A 16,636-nucleotide genomic window follows, 5' to 3' on the forward strand; every position below is an offset into this window, starting at 1 on the left:
TGATACCCGAGGTCTACCTAATTAGCTAAATTCGTGGTATTTGGGGTTTTTTCATGCAGGCGTATCAGCGCGATTTCATCCGTTTTGCCATCGATCGCGGGGTTTTGCGCTTCGGTGAGTTCACCCTGAAGTCGGGGCGTACCAGCCCGTACTTCTTCAATGCCGGCCTGTTCAACTCAGGTTCCGCGCTGGCCCAGCTGGGGCGTTTCTATGCCGCGGCGATCGTCGACAGCGGCATTCCCTTCGACGTACTGTTCGGCCCGGCCTACAAGGGTATCCCGCTGGCGGCCGCGACCGCCGTGGCCCTGGCCGAGCATCACCAGCGCGACCTGCCCTGGTGCTTCAACCGCAAGGAAGCCAAGGCCCATGGCGAAGGCGGCAACCTGGTGGGCGCGCCACTGACCGGCAATGTGCTGATCATCGACGACGTGATCACCGCCGGCACCGCGATCCGTGAGGTGATGCAGATCATCGAGTCCCAGGACGGCGCGAAGGCCGCGGGCGTGCTGATCGCACTGAATCGCCAGGAGCGTGGCAACGGCGAGTTGTCGGCGATCCAGGAAGTCGAGCGCGATTTCGGTATCCCGGTGGTGAGCATCGTCTCGCTGAACCAGGTACTGGAATTCCTCGCCGGTGACGAGCAGCTCAAGCAGCACCTGCCCGCGGTGGAGGCCTACCGCGCGCAGTACGGGATCTGATTCCCCTTGCGCCCGGTCTGCCTGTTTCTGGCCCTGGCGCTTGGCGCCCCGTTCGCCGTACAGGCGGACGAGGTGCTGTTCTATCGGTATGTCGATGACAAGGGCGTCACCGTGCTGGACCGCCAGGGTGTGCCGCCGGAGTACGTCGGCAAGGGCTACCAGGTGCTGAACCAGCAGGGCCGGGTGGTGCAGACCGTGGCTCCGGCGCTCACGCCCGAACAGCAGCAGCGCAAGCAGGCCGAGAAGGCCCAGGCGGATGCCAATGCCCAGTTGCTGCAGCGCTATTCCAGTGTCGAGGACGTCGACAAGGCCCAGGCCCGCAGGCTGGCCGAGCTGGATGCGCTGATTGCCAACGTGCAGAACAACCTCCAGGCGCTGCTGGCCCAGCAGGCGGGCCTGCAGGGCCAGGCGGCGGAGCAGGAGCGTGCCGGCAAGGAGGTTGCTCCCGAGTTGCTGGCGCAGCTCGGCGGCCTGCGCGACGAGCAGGTGCGGATGAAGGCCGATATCGCCAGGTATCAGGCGGCGCGGGTCCGGGTTCAGCAGGACTTCGCTGCGGATCGGGCGCGGGTCGAGCAGTTGTTGCGCTGAGATCTCGGCCATGAAAAAGCCCCGCCCGGTTTCCCGGAGCGGGGCTTTTTCATTAGGGGTGTCCGGATCAGTGACGCTTGCGGTTGCTGATCAGGGTGCCCATGCCGGTGTCGGTGAAGATCTCCAGCAGCACCGCATTCGGTACCCGGCCGTCGATGATCAGCGAGCTGCCCACGCCGCCCTGGACCGCTTCCAGTGCACACTGGATCTTCGGCAGCATGCCACCGTAGATGGTGCCGTCGGCGATCAGCGCGTTGACCTGGTCGGTGCTCAGGCCGGTCAGCACCTTGCCTTCCTTGTCCAGCAGGCCGGCGATGTTGGTCAGCAGCATCAGCTTCTCGGCCTTCAGCGCCTCGGCGATCTTGCCGGCCACCAGGTCGGCGTTGATGTTGTAGGACTCACCGTTGGCGCCGACGCCGATCGGCGCGATCACCGGAATGAAATCGCCCTTGACCAGCAGGTTCAGCAGGTCGGTGTTGATCCCGACCACTTCACCCACCTGGCCGTAGTCGATGATTTCCGGTGCGGTCATCTCCGGGGTCTGGCGGGTGACGGTGAGTTTCTTCGCCCGGATCAGTTCCGCGTCCTTGCCGGTCAGGCCGATGGCGCTGCCGCCGTGGCGGTTGATCAGGTTGACGATGCTCTTGTTCACCTGGCCGCCGAGGACCATTTCCACCACGTCCATGGTCTGCGCATCGGTGACGCGCATGCCGTCGACGAAATGGCTTTCGATGGACAGGCGCTTGAGCAGGTCGCCGATCTGCGGGCCGCCGCCGTGCACGACCACCGGGTTGATGCCCACGGCCTTCATCAGCACGATATCGCGGGCGAAACCGGTCTTGAGCTCTTCGCTTTCCATAGCGTTGCCGCCGTACTTGATCACCAGCGTCTTGCCGACGTATCGGCGGATGTAGGGCAATGCTTCGGAAAGAACCTTGGCGGTGTTGGCAGCGGCTTCGCGTTCGAGGGTCATTCAGGGCTCCGGTGAAACAAGTGGTCAGGCGGTGTTCTACACCGCCCGGATGTCAGAACGGTAATTGGAGATCGGGTGCAACACGTTTGAGCTGGGCGTGGAACACGTCCTTGATACGCTGCAGCTCGTCCTCGGTATCGGCCTCGAAGCGCAGTACCAGCACCGGTGTGGTGTTGGACGCGCGAACCAGGCCCCAGCCTTTGGGGTAGTCGACCCGGACCCCGTCGATGGTGGTCAGGTTGGCATCGCCCCATTGTGCGTCGTGCAGGGCTTCAATGATGCTGAATTTGCCCTCGTCGGTCACATTAATGTTGATCTCCGGCGTGGAAATATCGTTCGGGAAGGTCGCGAACAGCTCCTCGGCGCTGGATTTCTCCTGGCTGAGGATCTCCAGCAGGCGTGCCGCGCTGTAGATGCCGTCGTCGAAACCGAACCAGCGTTCCTTGAAGAAGATATGGCCGCTCATCTCGCCGGCGAGCAGGGCACCGCTCTGCTTCATTTTCTTCTTGATCAACGAATGACCGGTTTTCCACATGACCGGGCGACCGCCATATTCCTGGATCAGCGGTGTCAGGCGGCGGGTGCATTTGACGTCGAAGATGATATCCGCGCCAGGGTTGCGTGACACCACGTCCTTGGCGAACAGCATCAGCAGGCGGTCGGGAAACACGATGCTGCCGGTGTTGGTCACCACGCCCACGCGGTCGCCGTCGCCATCGAAGGCCAGGCCCACGTCGGCGTTGGTTTCCTTGACCTTGGCGATCAGGTCCTCGAGGTTTTCCGGCTTGCCCGGGTCCGGGTGGTGGTTCGGGAAGTTGCCGTCGACTTCGCAGAACAGCGGGATCACCTCGCAGCCCAGCGCTTCAATCAACCGGGGCGCGATCACGCCGGCGGCGCCGTTGCCGCAGTCGACCACCACCTTGAGTTTTTTCGCCAGGACGATGTCCTCGCGGATCTGGCTGAAATAGCGGTCGAGGATCTCGACCTTCTCGATGCTGCCCTTGCCGCTGCTCAGGTCGTTGGTCTTGAGGCGGGTGTGCAGGGCCTGGATCTGTTCGTTGGCCAGGGTGTCGCCGGCGATGATGATCTTGAAGCCGTTGTAGTTCGACGGGTTGTGGCTGCCGGTCAGCATCACCCCGGACTTGCCCGCCAGCACGTTGGCCGCGTAGTACAGGGCCGGGGTCGGCACCAGGCCGACGTCGCTGACGTGGCAGCCGCTGTCATGCAGGCCCTGGATCAGTTGCTGGACCAGTTCCGGGCCGGACAGGCGGCCGTCGCGGCCGACCGAGACATTCGGTTCGCCCTGGGCCAGGCTCTGGGAGCCGATGGCGCGGCCGATCCAGTAGGCGGTCTCGCCGTTCAGGGTTTCCGGGACGGTGCCGCGGATGTCGTAGGCGCGGAAGATGCTGTCTGGAAAGGTCGGTACGGTGCTGTTCATGGGTTGAGGGTGCTCCGTTCTCAGGAAGTCCTGGTTTTCGTCGAGAATGTCGATATCAAGGATGTCGACACCTTGGAATAGCGGATCGGTCCAGTTGGCACCGTGGGTGACGGGCTGGATCGGCTCCGGGGCACTGCTGGTCGTCTGGCCCGGGTCAATGCCGGTGTGGTCCGTGGTGGCGACAGGCTGGGCGTTGCGCTGGGAGAAGCGCGCCAGTTCCTGCGCCAGTCCATTCAGGGCCGGCAGGCTCAAACTGAAGGCTTTGACGGCTTTTCCGCTGGAGAGTTCGTGAAGCAGTTGTTCCAGCTGTCGGGCATCGTCGTCGAGACGCTGTTGCAGGCGCCGGTGGGTCAGCCGGATCGCCAGTGCGGCGCTGCCGAGCGCCAGCGCGATGGCCAGCAGCAGGAAGCCGTAGATCTGGAGCGGATAGCCGAACTGGAAGGCCGTTCCCGGGACGAACTTCAGTGTCCAGTTGCCGTTGCCGGTGCCGAGTGGGTAGCTTTCGGTCGAGGCGCCGATGCCGCGCTGATCGAGCACCTGCTCCGGGCTGCCGAGAATGCTCTGGGTCAGGTGTAGCGAGCCGATGTTCTCTTGCCAATAGCTCAGGGGTTGCAGCAGCCGTTGCAGGTCGAAGACCAGCAGCAGGGTGCCAGCCACTGGCGCGTCCGTTGTCTCGTGCAGTGCCGCGACGCTGTAGACCAGCCAGCGCTGGCCGACCTTGTAGGCTTCCGGTGGGGGTTTGACGCCACGCTCGGCGCGCCGGATCAGGTCCAGTGCCGAGAAATTGAGCGGTGCCGCACGATCGGTGAGAGGCTGGGCGGCGTCGCGCAGGTTCAATTGCGCATCCACCAGGCCGGGCAGGTAGCGCAGGCTGTTTTCCGCCGCCTTCACGGCATTGCCGTCCGGGTTTTGCAGGGCCTTGAGCAGGGCAGGGTTGAGCGCGGCGGCGTCGGTCTCGGCGATCAGGTCGTTGGTGGCCTGGCTCAGCCTGGACGCTGCCGTGCCACCGGCCGATTGCGCCATTTGCGAGCGAAAGAACTGGTGCGTGGGGGTCAGTACGCCGAACCAGAGCAGTGCGGCCGCCAGAAGCACGCCGCCGAGCGCGATTTTCAGGCCTGGCAGCAGTGGATGGGCGGCCTCTTTCGAAGACGGCTGGTCATGATGTCCGGGTCCGTTGCCGGCCTTTGCACTGCGCTTGAAGCCTTTCAAATACCGCCTCCGCGAAACTCATCCTGAAATGCCGCGCGAATCATCCTGGCCGGTTTCTCGGCACCGGCCAGGATCAGCGTAGGTCAATGGCTGCCCGAATGCCCGAAACCGCCAGCACCGCGCTGGGTTTCGTCGAACTCCTGGACCAGTTCGAAGTGCGCCTGGACCACCGGTACCAGTACCAGTTGGGCGATGCGTTCGCCGACGGCGATGGTGAAGGCGCTTTGGCCGCGGTTCCAGCAGGAGACCATCAGTTCGCCCTGGTAGTCCGAATCGATCAGGCCCACCAGGTTGCCGAGGACGATACCGTGCTTGTGGCCCAGGCCCGAGCGCGGCAGGATCAGTGCGGCCAGGCCCGGGTCACCGATGTAGACCGACAGGCCGGTGGGAATCAGCAAGGTCTGGCCCGGTTCCAGTACGGTGTCCTGCTGCAGCATGGCGCGCAGGTCGAGGCCGGCGGAGCCGGGCGTGGCGTACTGCGGCAGGGGGAATTCGCTGCCGATGCGCGGGTCGAGGATCTTGGCTTGCAAAGCGTGCATGGGGATTAAACCTGGTTCAGTCGTGAAGCGATGAAAGAGATCAGCTGGCGGGCGATCTTGCCCTTGCTGGTCTGGGTGAAAACGGTGGCCTGCAGGTCGCGGTCGATCACGCTGCAGGCGTTCTCCTCGCTGTTGAAGCCGATGCTGGGGTTGGCCACGTCATTGGCGACGATCAGGTCGAGGTTCTTGTCCTTGAGCTTGCGCGCGGCGTAGTCGAGCAGGTGCTCGGTCTCGGCGGCGAAACCGACGCTGAAGGGGCGGTCGGGGCGGCCGGCGATGGTTGCCAGGATGTCCGGGTTGCGCACCATCTGCAGCAGCAGGCCGTCGCCGGTCGTAGGGTCTTTCTTGAGTTTTTGCGGGGCAACGACTTCCGGGCGGTAGTCCGCTACCGCGGCGGAGGCGATGAACAGGTCGCAGGGAATTGCGGCCTCGCAGGCGGCGAGCATGTCGCGGGCACTGACCACATCGATACGGCTGACCCGGTCCGGTGTCGGCAGGTGCACCGGGCCGGTGATCAATGTCACCCGGGCGCCGGCTTCGACCGCGGCCTCGGCCAGGGCGAAGCCCATTTTTCCGGAGCTGTGGTTGGTGATGTAGCGAACCGGGTCGATGTTTTCCTGGGTCGGGCCGGCGGTGATCAGCACATGCCGGCCGGTCAGGGCCAGGTGCTGGAAGCAGTCGGCGGCGCGCTGGGCCAGGTCGGTGGCCTCGAGCATGCGGCCCAGGCCGACGTCGCCACAGGCCTGGCTGCCGGCGGCCGGACCGAAGACCTTGAAGCCGCGGCTTTGCAGCAGCTGGGTGTTGGCCTGGGTCGCCGGGTCGCGCCACATGGCCTGGTTCATGGCCGGTGCGATGGCGACGGTGGCATCGGTGGCGAGCACCAGGGTGGTCAGCAGGTCATCGGCGATACCCTGGGCCAGGCGGGCGATCAGGTCGGCGGTGGCCGGTGCGATCAGCACCAGGTCGGCCCATTTCGCCAGTTCGATGTGGCCCATGGCGGCTTCGGCCGCCGGATCGAGCAGGTCCAGGTGCACCGGGTGCCCGGACAGCGCCTGCATGGTCAGCGGGGTGATGAATTCGCTGCCGCCACGGGTCATGACCACGCGTACTTCGGCGCCCTGGTCGAGAAGTCGGCGAACCAGCTCGGCGCTTTTGTAGGCGGCAATGCCGCCGCCGACGCCGAGAACGATGCGTTTCCGATACAGCCGCTGCATAGGCCTGCCTTTTAGTGTCCAGTGATTACTTCCCCCGAGGACGCCTCCCCAGGCCGGTTCGGGGGTGAAAAAGATGGACTACGATAACACAGCGCCCGTCATGGAACAGCGGGCCCCAGGGGCACAGGGAGGTGTGATGAGTATTCGTGATTGGCCGGCGGCGGAGCGGCCGCGGGAGAAATTGCTGGAGTTGGGAGCGGCCAGTCTGTCCGATGCCGAGTTGCTGGCGATCTTCCTGCGCACCGGTGTGTGCGGCAAGAGCGCGGTGGATCTGGCGCGGCATCTGTTAGGGCAATTCGGTAGTTTGCGTAGTCTGTTGGAGGCAGGCCAGCGGGAATTCAGCCTGGAGCTGGGCCTGGGGCCGGCGAAGTTCGCCCAGTTGCAGGCGGTGCTGGAAATGGCCCGCCGGCATCTGGCCGAGCGTCTGCGGCGCGAGTCGGTACTGGAGAGTCCGCGGGCGGTACGCGATTACCTGAAGGCGATGTTGCGCCATGAGGCCCACGAAGTGTTCGGCTGCCTGTTCCTGGATGCCAAGCACCGGGTGTTGGCCTTCGAGGCGCTGTTTCGCGGCACCATCGACAATGCCAGCGTGTATCCACGGCAGGTGGTCAAGCGGGCGCTGGCGCACAATGCGGCGGCCTTGATCCTCTGTCACAACCACCCGTCGGGGGTGGCCGAGCCCAGTCACTCCGATCGGCTGCTGACCGGCCGCCTGCGCGATGCACTGGAACTGGTGGACGTGCGGGGGCTCGATCATTTCGTGATCGGCGATGGCGAGCCGTTCTCGATGATGGAGCATGGGATGATGTAGCGCACGGCCCCGTTTCCGGGGCCGCTAGTGGCCTGTGTGGCTAATTCGCACAGGCCACTAGGCGAGTCAGGGCTTGACGCTGACCTTGGAGAAGTCCTGGCGCCCGAACGGGCTTACCTGGTAGCCGTGGACGTCCTTGCGCACCAGGGCGAAGGCGGTCGGATGGGCCAGCGGCAGCCAGAGTGCCTGCTGCTGGATCTGGGCCTGCGCCTGCTGGTAGAGCTTGCTGCGCACGCCCTGCTCGCTGGTGGTTTTCCCGGCGCTGATCAGCTTGTCCAGGTTGGCGTCGCAGTAGCGGGCGAAGTTGGTCCCGGACTTCACGGCGGCGCAGGAGAATTGCGGGGTCAGGAAGTTGTCCGGGTCGCCGTTGTCGCCGGCCCAGCCCATGAACAGCAGGTCATGTTCGCCAGCCTTGGCGCGACGGATCAGTTCGCCCCACTCGATCACGCGGATTTCCGCCTGGATGCCCACTTCGGCGAGGTCGGCCTGCAGCAGTTGCGCACCGAGGCTCGGGTTCGGGTTGAGCAGGCTGCCGGATGGCCGGGTCCAGAGGGTGGTCTGGAAGCCGTTCTTCAGCCCGGCCTTGGCCAGCAGCGCCTTGGCCTTCTCCGGGTCGTGGGCGTAGCCGGGCAGGTCCCTGGCGTAGCTCCAGGTGTTGGGCGGATACGGGCCGTTGGCGGCTTCGGCGGTATCTTCGAAGACGGCCTTGAGGTAGCTGGTCTTGTCGAAGGCCAGGTTGATCGCCTGGCGCACCTCAGGCTTGTCCAATGGCGGGTGCTGGCTGTTGATGGCGACGAACGCGGTCATGAAGGCAGCGGTCTTCTCCACCTTGAGTGCCGGGTCCTTGCTCGCCGAGCCGACATCCAGGGGCTTGGGCGAGAGGGCGATCTGGCATTCGTTGCGCTTGAGTTTCTGCAGGCGCACGTTGGCGTCCGGGGTGATCGCGAACACCAGGGTGTCGACCGCCGGCTTGCCGGCGAAGTAGTCCGGGTTGGCGCTGTAGCGGATCGAGGCGTCCTTCTGGAAGCGGCCGAACACGAACGGGCCGGTGCCGATCGGCTGGCTGTTGAGTTTTTCCGGGGTGTTGGCGGCCATCAGCTTGTCGGCGTACTCCGCCGAGTAGATGGAGGCGAAGCCCATGCTCAGGGCGGCGAGGAAGGTCGAGTCCGGGTGATCGAGGGTGAAGCGCACGGTCAGCGGATCGGTGGCCTCGACACGCTTGATCAGCGCCGGCAGTTGCAGTGACTGGGCGTGGGGGAAGCCGCTCTGGGCAATCTTGTGCCAGGGGTTGGCCGGGTCGAGCATGCGCTCGAAGCTGAAGCGCACGTCGGCCGCGCTCAGGTCGCGGGTCGGCTTGAAGTAGTCGGTGTGATGGAACTTCACGCCCGGATGCAGCTTGAAATCGTAGGTCAGGCCGTCATCGGAGACGGTCCAGCTGTCGGCCAGGCTCGGAACCAGCTTGCCGCTGGCGGCATCGAAGTCCACCAGGCGGTTCATCAGCACGTCCGCCGAGGCGTTGGTGGTGGTCAGCGAGTTGTACTGCACGACGTCGAAGCCTTCGGGGCTGGCCTCGGTGCAGACGCTCAACGAGGTCGCGGCATGGGCCAGCGGGCCGAAAAACGGGACGAGCAATAGCGGCAGGGCAGCGAAGCGCATGTTCAGTTTCCTTTGCAGGTCGTTGTCCCATCTGCGAGTGCAGTCTGGAAAAACCTCTACCCTAGTACCCCGGACGGCAATTGACTATCCCATTTTTACTCGGCCGGCCTGGGTTGCTGTAGAATCCGGCGCTCTTGTCCGTAAGAGATTTGCGGACTCCTGCCGTGTGTGGCGAATTTTGTGCGACGAGCGGCATTTTTCGTCCCGAGCCCCGGCATTGGGGTCTCGTACCCAGGTTTTCGGGCACTCGACACGGTTTTAATCGCACTTGATGTTGTTGCACCGTAGTCTTTCTGGTATAAAGCAGCGCTCTTTTCTAGGGGCCCGGTTCCTTCGCTTGTAGGTGTAGCCGGTAAGACCCTTAAAGAAACGCGGCGCCTGGCGCCAAATGACTGAGAGATTAAGCGGCCAACCCATGCCGGGTTGGGCATGTGGTTTTAGAGGGCTGAGGCATGTCTAGAGTCTGTCAAGTTACCGGTAAGGGTCCGGTGACTGGGAATAACATTTCCCACGCAAACAACAAAACCCGTCGTCGTTTCCTGCCGAACCTGCAGCATCACCGCTTCTGGGTCGAGTCGGAGAAGCGTTTCGTGCGCCTGCGCGTTTCCGCCAAGGGCATGCGTATCATCGACAAGCGCGGCATCGACGCCGTGCTGGCCGAACTGCGCCGTGATGGCAAGGTATAAGGAGCTAAATCATGCGTGAATTGATTCGTCTGATCTCGAGCGCCGGTACTGGTCATTTCTACACGACTGACAAGAACAAGCGCACTACTCCGGACAAGATCGAGATCAAGAAATATGATCCGGTTGTTCGCAAGCACGTGATCTACAAGGAAGGCAAAATCAAGTAATTGATTTTGTTTTTCGAAAAAAACCCCGACTGGTTCGGGGTTTTTTTCGCCTTTTTTCCGGCCTTTTCCTGCGCAGCGCTCCGCCATTTCCTGCGTTTTTTCCGTTTTGCCTTTCCTAGACTGCCTGGGCAACCAGAAAACGCAGTCAGGGAGGACGTTCATGGTTATCGCAAGGATGTTTTTATTGTTGCTGCTGGTGTTCCTGGCGGCAGCCAGTGTCGCGGTCTCGGCGGCCCCCCTGGCCGCTGTCGAAATCACCACCGAAGCCTATGTGCAACGGCTGATCCGGGCGACGCGGACGGCCTGGCCGGCGCTGGCCGGGCTCAACCACGCTACCCGGATATTCGCCGACATCCGGTTGGTGGTCAGCGACGGGCGGCGGGCCTTTGTGATGGGGATGCGCGAAGGGCAGGAGGTGGAAATGGCGAAGGTCAGGGCGCTGGGTGTCAGCCATGAGTACCAGCGCTATCGGCGGATTGCCTGGGAAGGGCGCCCGGCGATCTTCGTCGGCCTGGGTGAGACGGTACCGGAGCATGAGCGACAACGGCTGCAGGACCCGAAGGCGTTGCCCGAGCTGTTCGCTCTGGCGACCCACGAGGCCTTTCACTTCCATGTCGAAGCCGCCTGGCTACGCCTGCCGGGGGCGCAGCGCAGCATCGCCTATCCCGCCAGCGCCGAGCCAAGGCTGCTGCGCAATCGGATCATTCGCCAGTTGCTGGCGGCGGCCCGGGGGCAGTCCGAGGGGCTGGCTCGGGCCAGCTACTGGTATCGCCGCTGGCTGGACGAACATGCCGAGGAGGCGGTGCGTCTTCGCCAGGTCGACCGCTCCGAGGGCAGTGCGCGCCACGTGGAGACGGTTGCCGGCCTGCTGGCCCGGGGAGTGCGCCTCGGCTCGGCCGAGTGGTCGGAGTCGATGCTGGAGGCATTGACCCGCCAGGCACAGGAGGACTACCTGGCTCCTGACCTGGAGAGCTATGTGCTGGGGGATCTCGCTGGCTACCTGCTCGAACGCCAGGGCGTGGACTGGTTGCCCCGTGTGGCTCGGGGCGAAACACCGCTGGCGATCCTGCTGGAACCGGTGGCGCCGGTTGTCGCGCCCGCCGATGAACGCATGGAGCGGCGCATCCGCAAGGCTGTCGCCGCTGCCAACCACCAGGCGGCGCAAGCCCTGGAGCCTTTCGTGCAGCGTTTCCACGACCCGGCGGGCGGGCGCCTGCTGGTGCCGAACCGGGCCCTGCCGGACAGTTTCGAGATGGGCGATTCCTACCACCTGGCCATGCAGCCGGGGACCATTGAGGTCGGGGTGCGGGCCGGCTTCGTCCTGGGCGACGGCCGAATCGATCTCCACGCGGCCACGGTTGCCACCCAGCTGACATCCGCCTGCGGCCGCGAGGATCTCTACTGGATCCTCGCGCTGGCCCCGACCGAGCTGGAAAAAACCGCCGATGGCCGGCTGCGTGTCGAGCGCGCCGACCTCAGCCTCGACATCCCCTATCCGCAGCGCGCCGCCGGGGAGTTGCGTAGCTGGTGCGTGGCCGCCTGATCAGGCTTTCTGTTCGAACACCACATAGATCTTGCGGCAGTGCTCCAGCACCTCCCAGGTACCCTTGAAGCCGGCCGGGATCACGAAGCGGTCGCCAGCGCGCAAGGTTTTGGTGTTGCCATCGTTGTCGCGCAATACCGACACACCCTGGACGATTTCGCAGTATTCGTGTTCGGTGTAGTTCACGGTCCACTGGCCGACCGCGCCTTCCCAGACGCCGGCATTCATCTGCCCGCAGGGGCTGTCGTAGTGATTGAAGATCGTCTGCTCCGGATCGCCCTTGAGCACCTTCTCCGGCGCCGGGCGGAAGCGTTCGGGGGCGGTGGTGGCTTCGCTGAAATCGACGATGTCCTGGATGTTCATGCTGCTTTTCCTCGGCAGTGACAGGGCGGGTACTCGAATGTCTGGAGTCTATGTTTATTAAAATGAACATGGCAACGGCGTTTGCCCAGCTGCTGTCAAATATATTGAAAGTTCAGGGGCCGCTGGTTTAGGGTGGTGGGTGTCGTGGGCCGAAAAAATGGGCCATCGAACAGGATTCTCGACGGTGCTTGCGCGCGAGCGCGTGGCGCTTCTATTTCAATAAGAGGAGGACACTCGCATGACCACCCTGACTCGTGCCGACTGGGAACAACGCGCCCGTGAGCTGAAGATTGAAGGCCGCGCCTACATCAATGGCCAATACACCGCCGCCGTTTCGAACGAAACCTTCGAGTGCATCAGCCCGGTCGATGGCCGGCTGCTGGCCCAGGTTGCCAGTTGCGACAGCGCCGACGCCCAGCGTGCGGTGGAAAATGCCCGTGCCACCTTCGATTCCGGGATCTGGTCGCGCCTGGCCCCGGCCAAGCGCAAGGCGACCATGATCCGTTTCGCCGCGTTGCTGAAAACCAATGCCGAAGAGCTGGCCCTGCTCGAAACCCTCGACATGGGCAAGCCGATCACCGACTCGCTGTTCATCGACGTACCCGGCGCCGCCCAGGCACTGAGCTGGAGCGGCGAGGCCATCGACAAGCTCTACGATGAAGTCGCCGCGACGCCCCATGACCAGCTGGGCCTGGTGACTCGCGAGCCGGTCGGCGTGGTGGGCGCCATCGTGCCGTGGAACTTCCCGCTGCTGATGGCCTGCTGGAAGCTCGGCCCGGCCCTGGCCACCGGTAACTCGGTGATCCTCAAGCCTTCGGAAAAATCCCCGCTGACCGCCATCCGCATCGCCGCCCTGGCCGTCGAGGCCGGTATCCCGGCCGGTGTGCTGAACGTGCTGCCCGGCTACGGTCACACCGTCGGCAAGGCCCTGGCCCTGCACATGGATGTCGACACCCTGGTGTTCACGGGTTCGACCAGGATCGCCAAGCAACTGCTGGTCTACTCCGGCGAGTCGAACATGAAGCGCGTCTGGCTCGAGGCCGGCGGCAAGAGCCCGAACATCGTCTTTGCCGATGCCCCGGACCTGCAGGCCGCCGCCGAGGCCGCGGCCAGTGCGATCGCCTTCAACCAGGGCGAGGTGTGCACCGCCGGTTCGCGCCTGCTGGTCGAGCGTTCGATCAAGGACACGTTCCTGCCGCTGGTGGTCGAGGCCCTCAAGGCCTGGAAGCCGGGCAACCCGCTGGACCCGCAGACCAACGTCGGGGCGCTGGTGGACACCCAGCAGATGAATACTGTGCTGTCCTACATCGACGCCGGGCATGCCGACGGCGCCAAGCTGGTGGTCGGTGGCAAGCGTACCCTGCAGGAAACCGGCGGGACCTACGTCGAACCGACGATTTTCGACGGCGTGACCAACGCGATGAAGATCGCCCAGGAAGAGATCTTCGGCCCGGTGCTGTCGGTGCTCACCTTCGATACCGTCGAGCAGGCCATCCAGATCGCCAACGACACGCCGTATGGCCTGGCCGCTGCCGTCTGGACCGCGAACATCTCCAAGGCGCACCTGACCGCCAAGGCCCTGCGGGCCGGCAGCGTATGGGTCAACCAGTACGATGGCGGCGACATGACCGCGCCGTTCGGTGGCTTCAAGCAGTCGGGCAATGGCCGCGACAAGTCGCTGCATGCGTTCGACAAGTACACCGAACTGAAGGCGACCTGGATCAAGCTGTAACCTCTTCAGGGCGCCTTGGCCTGTAGGAGCCGGCCTGCCGGCGATTGCCATCTGTCTCCTACCGATCGTTCCCACGCTCGGCGTGGGAATGCCTCCCCGGACGCTCGGCGTCCGCTCTTGGGACGCGTCGTGTCACGGGCTGCTTTCCCACACGGAGCGTGGGAGCGATCCAAGGATGTGGTGCGTCCATGATGCAGCCGGGCTTTGCGCGAGGAGGTCCGGCTGCGTCGTCTTTGACAAGAACTTGTCCACAGGAGCGTGGAAATGCGTTGGGCGACTTATTTCGCCGTCCTGGCCTCGGTGCTCAGCGTCGGCCTGGCGCTGGGGGTGAGCATGCCGCTGGTGTCGTTGCGCCTGGAAAGCTGGGGTTATGGCGCGTTCGCCATCGGCGTCATGGCGGCGATGCCGGCCATCGGCGTGCTGGTCGGTGCCAGCCTGTCCAGTCGGCTGGCGGCGCGGCTGGGCACTGCCCGGCTGATGGCCTCGTGTCTGTGGGCCGGGGCCTTTTCCATCGGGCTGCTGGCGCTGTTGCCCAGCTATCCGGTATGGCTGGTGCTGCGCCTGATGATCGGGGTGATTCTGACCATCGTGTTCATTCTCGGCGAAAGCTGGATCAACCAGCTGGTGGTCGAGCAATGGCGCGGACGCCTGGTGGCGCTCTACGGCAGCAGCTATGCCTTGAGCCAACTGGCCGGGCCGCTGCTGCTGGCGGCGGTGGGCACCGAGCGTGACTATGGCTTCTGGGTCGGCGTGGCGCTGCTGGTGACCTCGCCGTTCCTGTTGCTGGGGCGTACCGGAGCGCCGAGCGCGGAGTCCGGGCGCGTGACCCTGGCCGACCTGCTGGGTTTCTGTCGCGGCCTGCCGGCGATCGCCTGGGCCATTTCGCTGTTCGCCGCCTTCGAGGCGATGATCCTGACGCTGCTGCCGGTTTACTGCCTGCGCCAGGGTTTCACGGCGGACATCGCCCTGGCGATGGTCAGCACTGTGGTGGTCGGCGATGCGCTGCTGCAGTTGCCCATCGGGGCCTTGGCCGACCGTATTTCGCGGCGGGCGATGTTCGTCGGTTGCGCGGTGGTGCTGATGCTGTCGAGCCTGGCGGTGCCCCTGCTGATCGACACCCTGCTGATCTGGCCGTTGTGGGTGCTGTTCGGGGCGAGCGCGGGAGGCTTGTTCACGCTGTCGCTGATTCTGATCGGCGAACGTTATCGTGATGACGCGCTGGTTCGTGCCAACGCCCACGTGGCCCAGTTGTGGGGTATCGGTTGCCTGCTCGGGCCGCTGGCGGCAGGGGCGGGCAGCCAGTGGATCAGCGGGCATGCCTTGCCGCTGTTCATGGCGGCAGGGGCGCTTGGCCTGGTGATGCTGGTGTTGCGCCAGGGGGCATTCGGTCGGGTCGAGCCCGTGTCGGTCTAGAGCATGCGCTCCAGGCCGACGCGGTTGGTCAGCCAGGCGTTGATCCGGCGCCACCAACTGCCAGGTTCGCGGTGCAGGACATGGATCTGGCCGTTGTCTTCGGTGACCCACACCAGTTGCCCGGCCTCCAGGCGCGGCTCGTAGCTCAGCGCCGGGGCCATGCCCTGCAGGGCCAGGGTGCGCACGTGCTCGGCCAGTTGCGGGCTGTCCACCAGCACCCCGACCTCGGTGTTCCACAGCACTGAGCGCGGGTCGAAATTGAACGAGCCGATAAAGGCCTTCTGCCGGTCGAAGATCATCGCCTTGCTGTGCAGGCTGGAGTCCGAGCCCTTGGACGAACCGCTGTGGAACAGGCGCGGACCGCTGCCGCCAGGGGCGCCGGGCTGGCGTCGCAGTTCGAAGAGTTTCACCCCGTGTTCCAGCAACGCCTTGCGATAGGGTGCGTAGCCGCCGTGCACGGCCGGCACGTCGGTGGCCTCCAGTGAGTTGGTCAGCAGGCTCACCGAAACCCCGGCGTCGGCCCGCCCCGTCAGGTACACCAGCCCCGGCTGGCCGGGGACGAAGTAGGCGGAAATCATCATCAGCTCGCTGTGCACGCTGCTCAGCACGGGTGACAGCTGGGTGGTCAGCAGCAGGCGCGGGTCGGGTTCGTCCTGCGCCAGTACCTTGCTCGGCGCATCCCACAGCGCCTGGTTCCAGGCCCAGATCAGCTCGCGGCGCCAGGTGTCCAGCCGGGGGTGGTACTGGTAGTCGGCCAGGCGCTGGTACAGCGCGGCATTGCGCTGGCGCCAGTCGGCCAGGGAACGCTGCAGGCGCTCGCGGGTGTCGACCAGGTCACTGGCGGTGGGCTGGCGCGAGAGGAACTCGCCGATGGGTTTGCTCAGGGCGCTGTTCCAGTACTGGTCGAAGCTGTGGCCGAGCTGCTCGGTCACCGGCCCGATGCTGAGCATGTCGATGTCGGTGAAGTTCAGGTCCTGTTGTGCGCCGAAGTACTCGTCGCCCAGGTTGCGCCCGCCGACGATGGCCGCGCTGTTGTCGGCCAGCCACAGCTTGTTGTGCATGCGCCGGTGCTGCAGGTTGAGGTTGAACAGCCGGCCGAGGGTGCGCGTGGCCAGGGTGCTGCGGCCCAGGTCCAGCGGGTTGAACAGGCGGATCTGGATATGCGGGTGGGCGGCCAGGGTGGCGATGAGGTCGTCGAGGCCGTCGCTGGTGGTGTCGTCCAGCAGGATACGCACCCGTACGCCGCGGTCGGCGGCCTTGAGCAGTTCGTCCACCAGCAGCCGGGTGCTCAGGCCGTCATGGACGATGTAGTACTGCAGATCGAGGCTGCTCTGGGCGTTGCGGATCAGCTCGGCGCGGGCCCTGAAGGCCTCGCCGCCGTTGGGCAGCAGACGGAAGCCCGAGCGCCCCTGGTAGGGCGCAGCCTGGGCCTGGAGGTCGCGACCGAAGGCCGAGTCCGCGGCCGGCAGTGCCTGGCTGGGAACCCGGGGCGCGTTCAACGAGGCGCATCCGCCCAGCAGCAGGGCGAGCAACAGAAAGCAGGATTTCAAGCGCGGTCGCCCCAGGTCGAGTCTGGCCAGTGTCGGGATATGGACGCTGGCCGGCG

15 protein-coding genes are annotated in these 16,636 nt (G+C 64.9%); 8 read left to right on the top strand and 7 right to left on the bottom strand.

What is annotated here, in order from left to right; all coding sequences use genetic code 11:
• The first annotated feature begins 53 nt into the window (after positions 1-53).
• Both pyrE and ACM62G_RS12625 read left to right on the top strand, forming a co-directional pair.
• Positions 54-698, top strand: coding sequence for an orotate phosphoribosyltransferase (gene pyrE / locus ACM62G_RS12620; protein ID WP_273819935.1), 645 nt, complete (start codon positions 54-56; stop codon positions 696-698).
• Positions 699-704: 6 nt separating this feature from the next.
• The gene (locus tag ACM62G_RS12625) at positions 705-1,286 is read left to right on the top strand and encodes a hypothetical protein (RefSeq protein ID WP_054056362.1); all 582 of its coding nucleotides are present in this window, start codon (positions 705-707) and stop codon (positions 1,284-1,286) included.
• A gap of 67 nt (positions 1,287-1,353) precedes the next feature.
• Here the strand turns inward: ACM62G_RS12625 and argB are convergent, their stop codons facing one another.
• From argB to coaBC, 4 genes are all read right to left on the bottom strand, one after another.
• Positions 1,354-2,259, bottom strand: a complete 906-nt coding sequence (gene argB / locus ACM62G_RS12630; RefSeq protein ID WP_017901683.1) for an acetylglutamate kinase — start codon at positions 2,257-2,259, stop codon at positions 1,354-1,356.
• Positions 2,260-2,311: 52 nt separating this feature from the next.
• Entirely contained in the window at positions 2,312-3,697 is a 1,386-nt protein-coding gene (gene algC / locus ACM62G_RS12635) for a phosphomannomutase/phosphoglucomutase (protein WP_204375717.1), read from the bottom strand.
• A gap of 1,292 nt (positions 3,698-4,989) precedes the next feature.
• Complete coding sequence (dut, locus tag ACM62G_RS12640; protein ID WP_054056364.1) at positions 4,990-5,445, bottom strand: dUTP diphosphatase; 456 nt, start codon at positions 5,443-5,445, stop codon at positions 4,990-4,992.
• 5 nt (positions 5,446-5,450) lie between these two features.
• The gene (gene coaBC, locus ACM62G_RS12645; RefSeq protein ID WP_054056365.1) at positions 5,451-6,659 is read right to left on the bottom strand and encodes a bifunctional phosphopantothenoylcysteine decarboxylase/phosphopantothenate--cysteine ligase CoaBC; all 1,209 of its coding nucleotides are present in this window, start codon (positions 6,657-6,659) and stop codon (positions 5,451-5,453) included.
• A 136-nt stretch (positions 6,660-6,795) separates the two neighbouring features.
• On the opposite strand from coaBC, the gene radC reads away from it, so the two are divergent.
• The gene (radC, locus tag ACM62G_RS12650) at positions 6,796-7,470 is read left to right on the top strand and encodes a RadC family protein (protein ID WP_419737245.1); all 675 of its coding nucleotides are present in this window, start codon (positions 6,796-6,798) and stop codon (positions 7,468-7,470) included.
• Between the two features lie 66 nt (positions 7,471-7,536).
• On the opposite strand, the gene ACM62G_RS12655 is transcribed toward radC, so the two are convergent.
• The gene (locus ACM62G_RS12655; RefSeq protein WP_419737246.1) at positions 7,537-9,126 is read right to left on the bottom strand and encodes an ABC transporter substrate-binding protein; all 1,590 of its coding nucleotides are present in this window, start codon (positions 9,124-9,126) and stop codon (positions 7,537-7,539) included.
• A gap of 452 nt (positions 9,127-9,578) precedes the next feature.
• On the opposite strand from ACM62G_RS12655, the gene rpmB reads away from it, so the two are divergent.
• From rpmB to ACM62G_RS12670, 3 genes are all read left to right on the top strand, one after another.
• Positions 9,579-9,812, top strand: coding sequence for a 50S ribosomal protein L28 (gene rpmB / locus ACM62G_RS12660; RefSeq protein WP_026144812.1), 234 nt, complete (start codon positions 9,579-9,581; stop codon positions 9,810-9,812).
• Between the two features lie 11 nt (positions 9,813-9,823).
• Entirely contained in the window at positions 9,824-9,979 is a 156-nt protein-coding gene (gene rpmG / locus ACM62G_RS12665) for a 50S ribosomal protein L33 (RefSeq protein WP_003177274.1), read from the top strand.
• A 175-nt stretch (positions 9,980-10,154) separates the two neighbouring features.
• Complete coding sequence (locus ACM62G_RS12670) at positions 10,155-11,522, top strand: hypothetical protein (RefSeq protein WP_419737247.1); 1,368 nt, start codon at positions 10,155-10,157, stop codon at positions 11,520-11,522.
• Here ACM62G_RS12670 and ACM62G_RS12675 read toward each other — a convergent pair whose 3' ends face one another.
• On the bottom strand, positions 11,523-11,885 hold the full coding sequence (locus ACM62G_RS12675; protein ID WP_054063494.1) for a cupin domain-containing protein: 363 nt from the start codon (positions 11,883-11,885) through the stop codon (positions 11,523-11,525).
• A 238-nt stretch (positions 11,886-12,123) separates the two neighbouring features.
• Here ACM62G_RS12675 and ACM62G_RS12680 point away from each other — a divergent pair, with 238 nt between their 5' ends.
• The gene (locus ACM62G_RS12680) at positions 12,124-13,617 is read left to right on the top strand and encodes an aldehyde dehydrogenase (RefSeq protein ID WP_054056370.1); all 1,494 of its coding nucleotides are present in this window, start codon (positions 12,124-12,126) and stop codon (positions 13,615-13,617) included.
• 264 nt (positions 13,618-13,881) lie between these two features.
• Positions 13,882-15,030, top strand: coding sequence for an MFS transporter (locus ACM62G_RS12685; RefSeq protein WP_416771013.1), 1,149 nt, complete (start codon positions 13,882-13,884; stop codon positions 15,028-15,030).
• Here the strand turns inward: ACM62G_RS12685 and ACM62G_RS12690 are convergent.
• Positions 15,027-16,580, bottom strand: coding sequence for a phospholipase D family protein (locus ACM62G_RS12690; protein ID WP_419737248.1), 1,554 nt, complete (start codon positions 16,578-16,580; stop codon positions 15,027-15,029). The two genes, ACM62G_RS12685 and ACM62G_RS12690, sit on opposite strands and share 4 nt — an antisense overlap.
• Between the last annotated feature and the right edge of the window lie 56 nt (positions 16,581-16,636).

It is taken from the genome of Pseudomonas sp. COR18, assembly GCF_048568395.1.
GTDB classification, from domain to species: domain Bacteria; phylum Pseudomonadota; class Gammaproteobacteria; order Pseudomonadales; family Pseudomonadaceae; genus Aquipseudomonas; species Aquipseudomonas fuscovaginae_B.

Coding starts and splice junctions, on each gene's coding strand:
- pyrE (WP_273819935.1), top strand. CDS start 54: ATGCAGGCGTATCAGCGCGATTTCATCCGTTTTGCCATCGATCGCGGG.
- argB (WP_017901683.1), bottom strand. CDS start 2,259: ATGACCCTCGAACGCGAAGCCGCTGCCAACACCGCCAAGGTTCTTTCC.
- algC (WP_204375717.1), bottom strand. CDS start 3,697: ATGAACAGCACCGTACCGACCTTTCCAGACAGCATCTTCCGCGCCTAC.
- dut (WP_054056364.1), bottom strand. CDS start 5,445: ATGCACGCTTTGCAAGCCAAGATCCTCGACCCGCGCATCGGCAGCGAA.
- coaBC (WP_054056365.1), bottom strand. CDS start 6,659: ATGCAGCGGCTGTATCGGAAACGCATCGTTCTCGGCGTCGGCGGCGGC.
- radC (WP_419737245.1), top strand. CDS start 6,796: ATGAGTATTCGTGATTGGCCGGCGGCGGAGCGGCCGCGGGAGAAATTG.
- ACM62G_RS12655 (WP_419737246.1), bottom strand. CDS start 9,126: ATGCGCTTCGCTGCCCTGCCGCTATTGCTCGTCCCGTTTTTCGGCCCG.
- rpmB (WP_026144812.1), top strand. CDS start 9,579: ATGTCTAGAGTCTGTCAAGTTACCGGTAAGGGTCCGGTGACTGGGAAT.
- rpmG (WP_003177274.1), top strand. CDS start 9,824: ATGCGTGAATTGATTCGTCTGATCTCGAGCGCCGGTACTGGTCATTTC.
- ACM62G_RS12670 (WP_419737247.1), top strand. CDS start 10,155: ATGTTTTTATTGTTGCTGCTGGTGTTCCTGGCGGCAGCCAGTGTCGCG.
- ACM62G_RS12675 (WP_054063494.1), bottom strand. CDS start 11,885: ATGAACATCCAGGACATCGTCGATTTCAGCGAAGCCACCACCGCCCCC.
- ACM62G_RS12680 (WP_054056370.1), top strand. CDS start 12,124: ATGACCACCCTGACTCGTGCCGACTGGGAACAACGCGCCCGTGAGCTG.
- ACM62G_RS12685 (WP_416771013.1), top strand. CDS start 13,882: ATGCGTTGGGCGACTTATTTCGCCGTCCTGGCCTCGGTGCTCAGCGTC.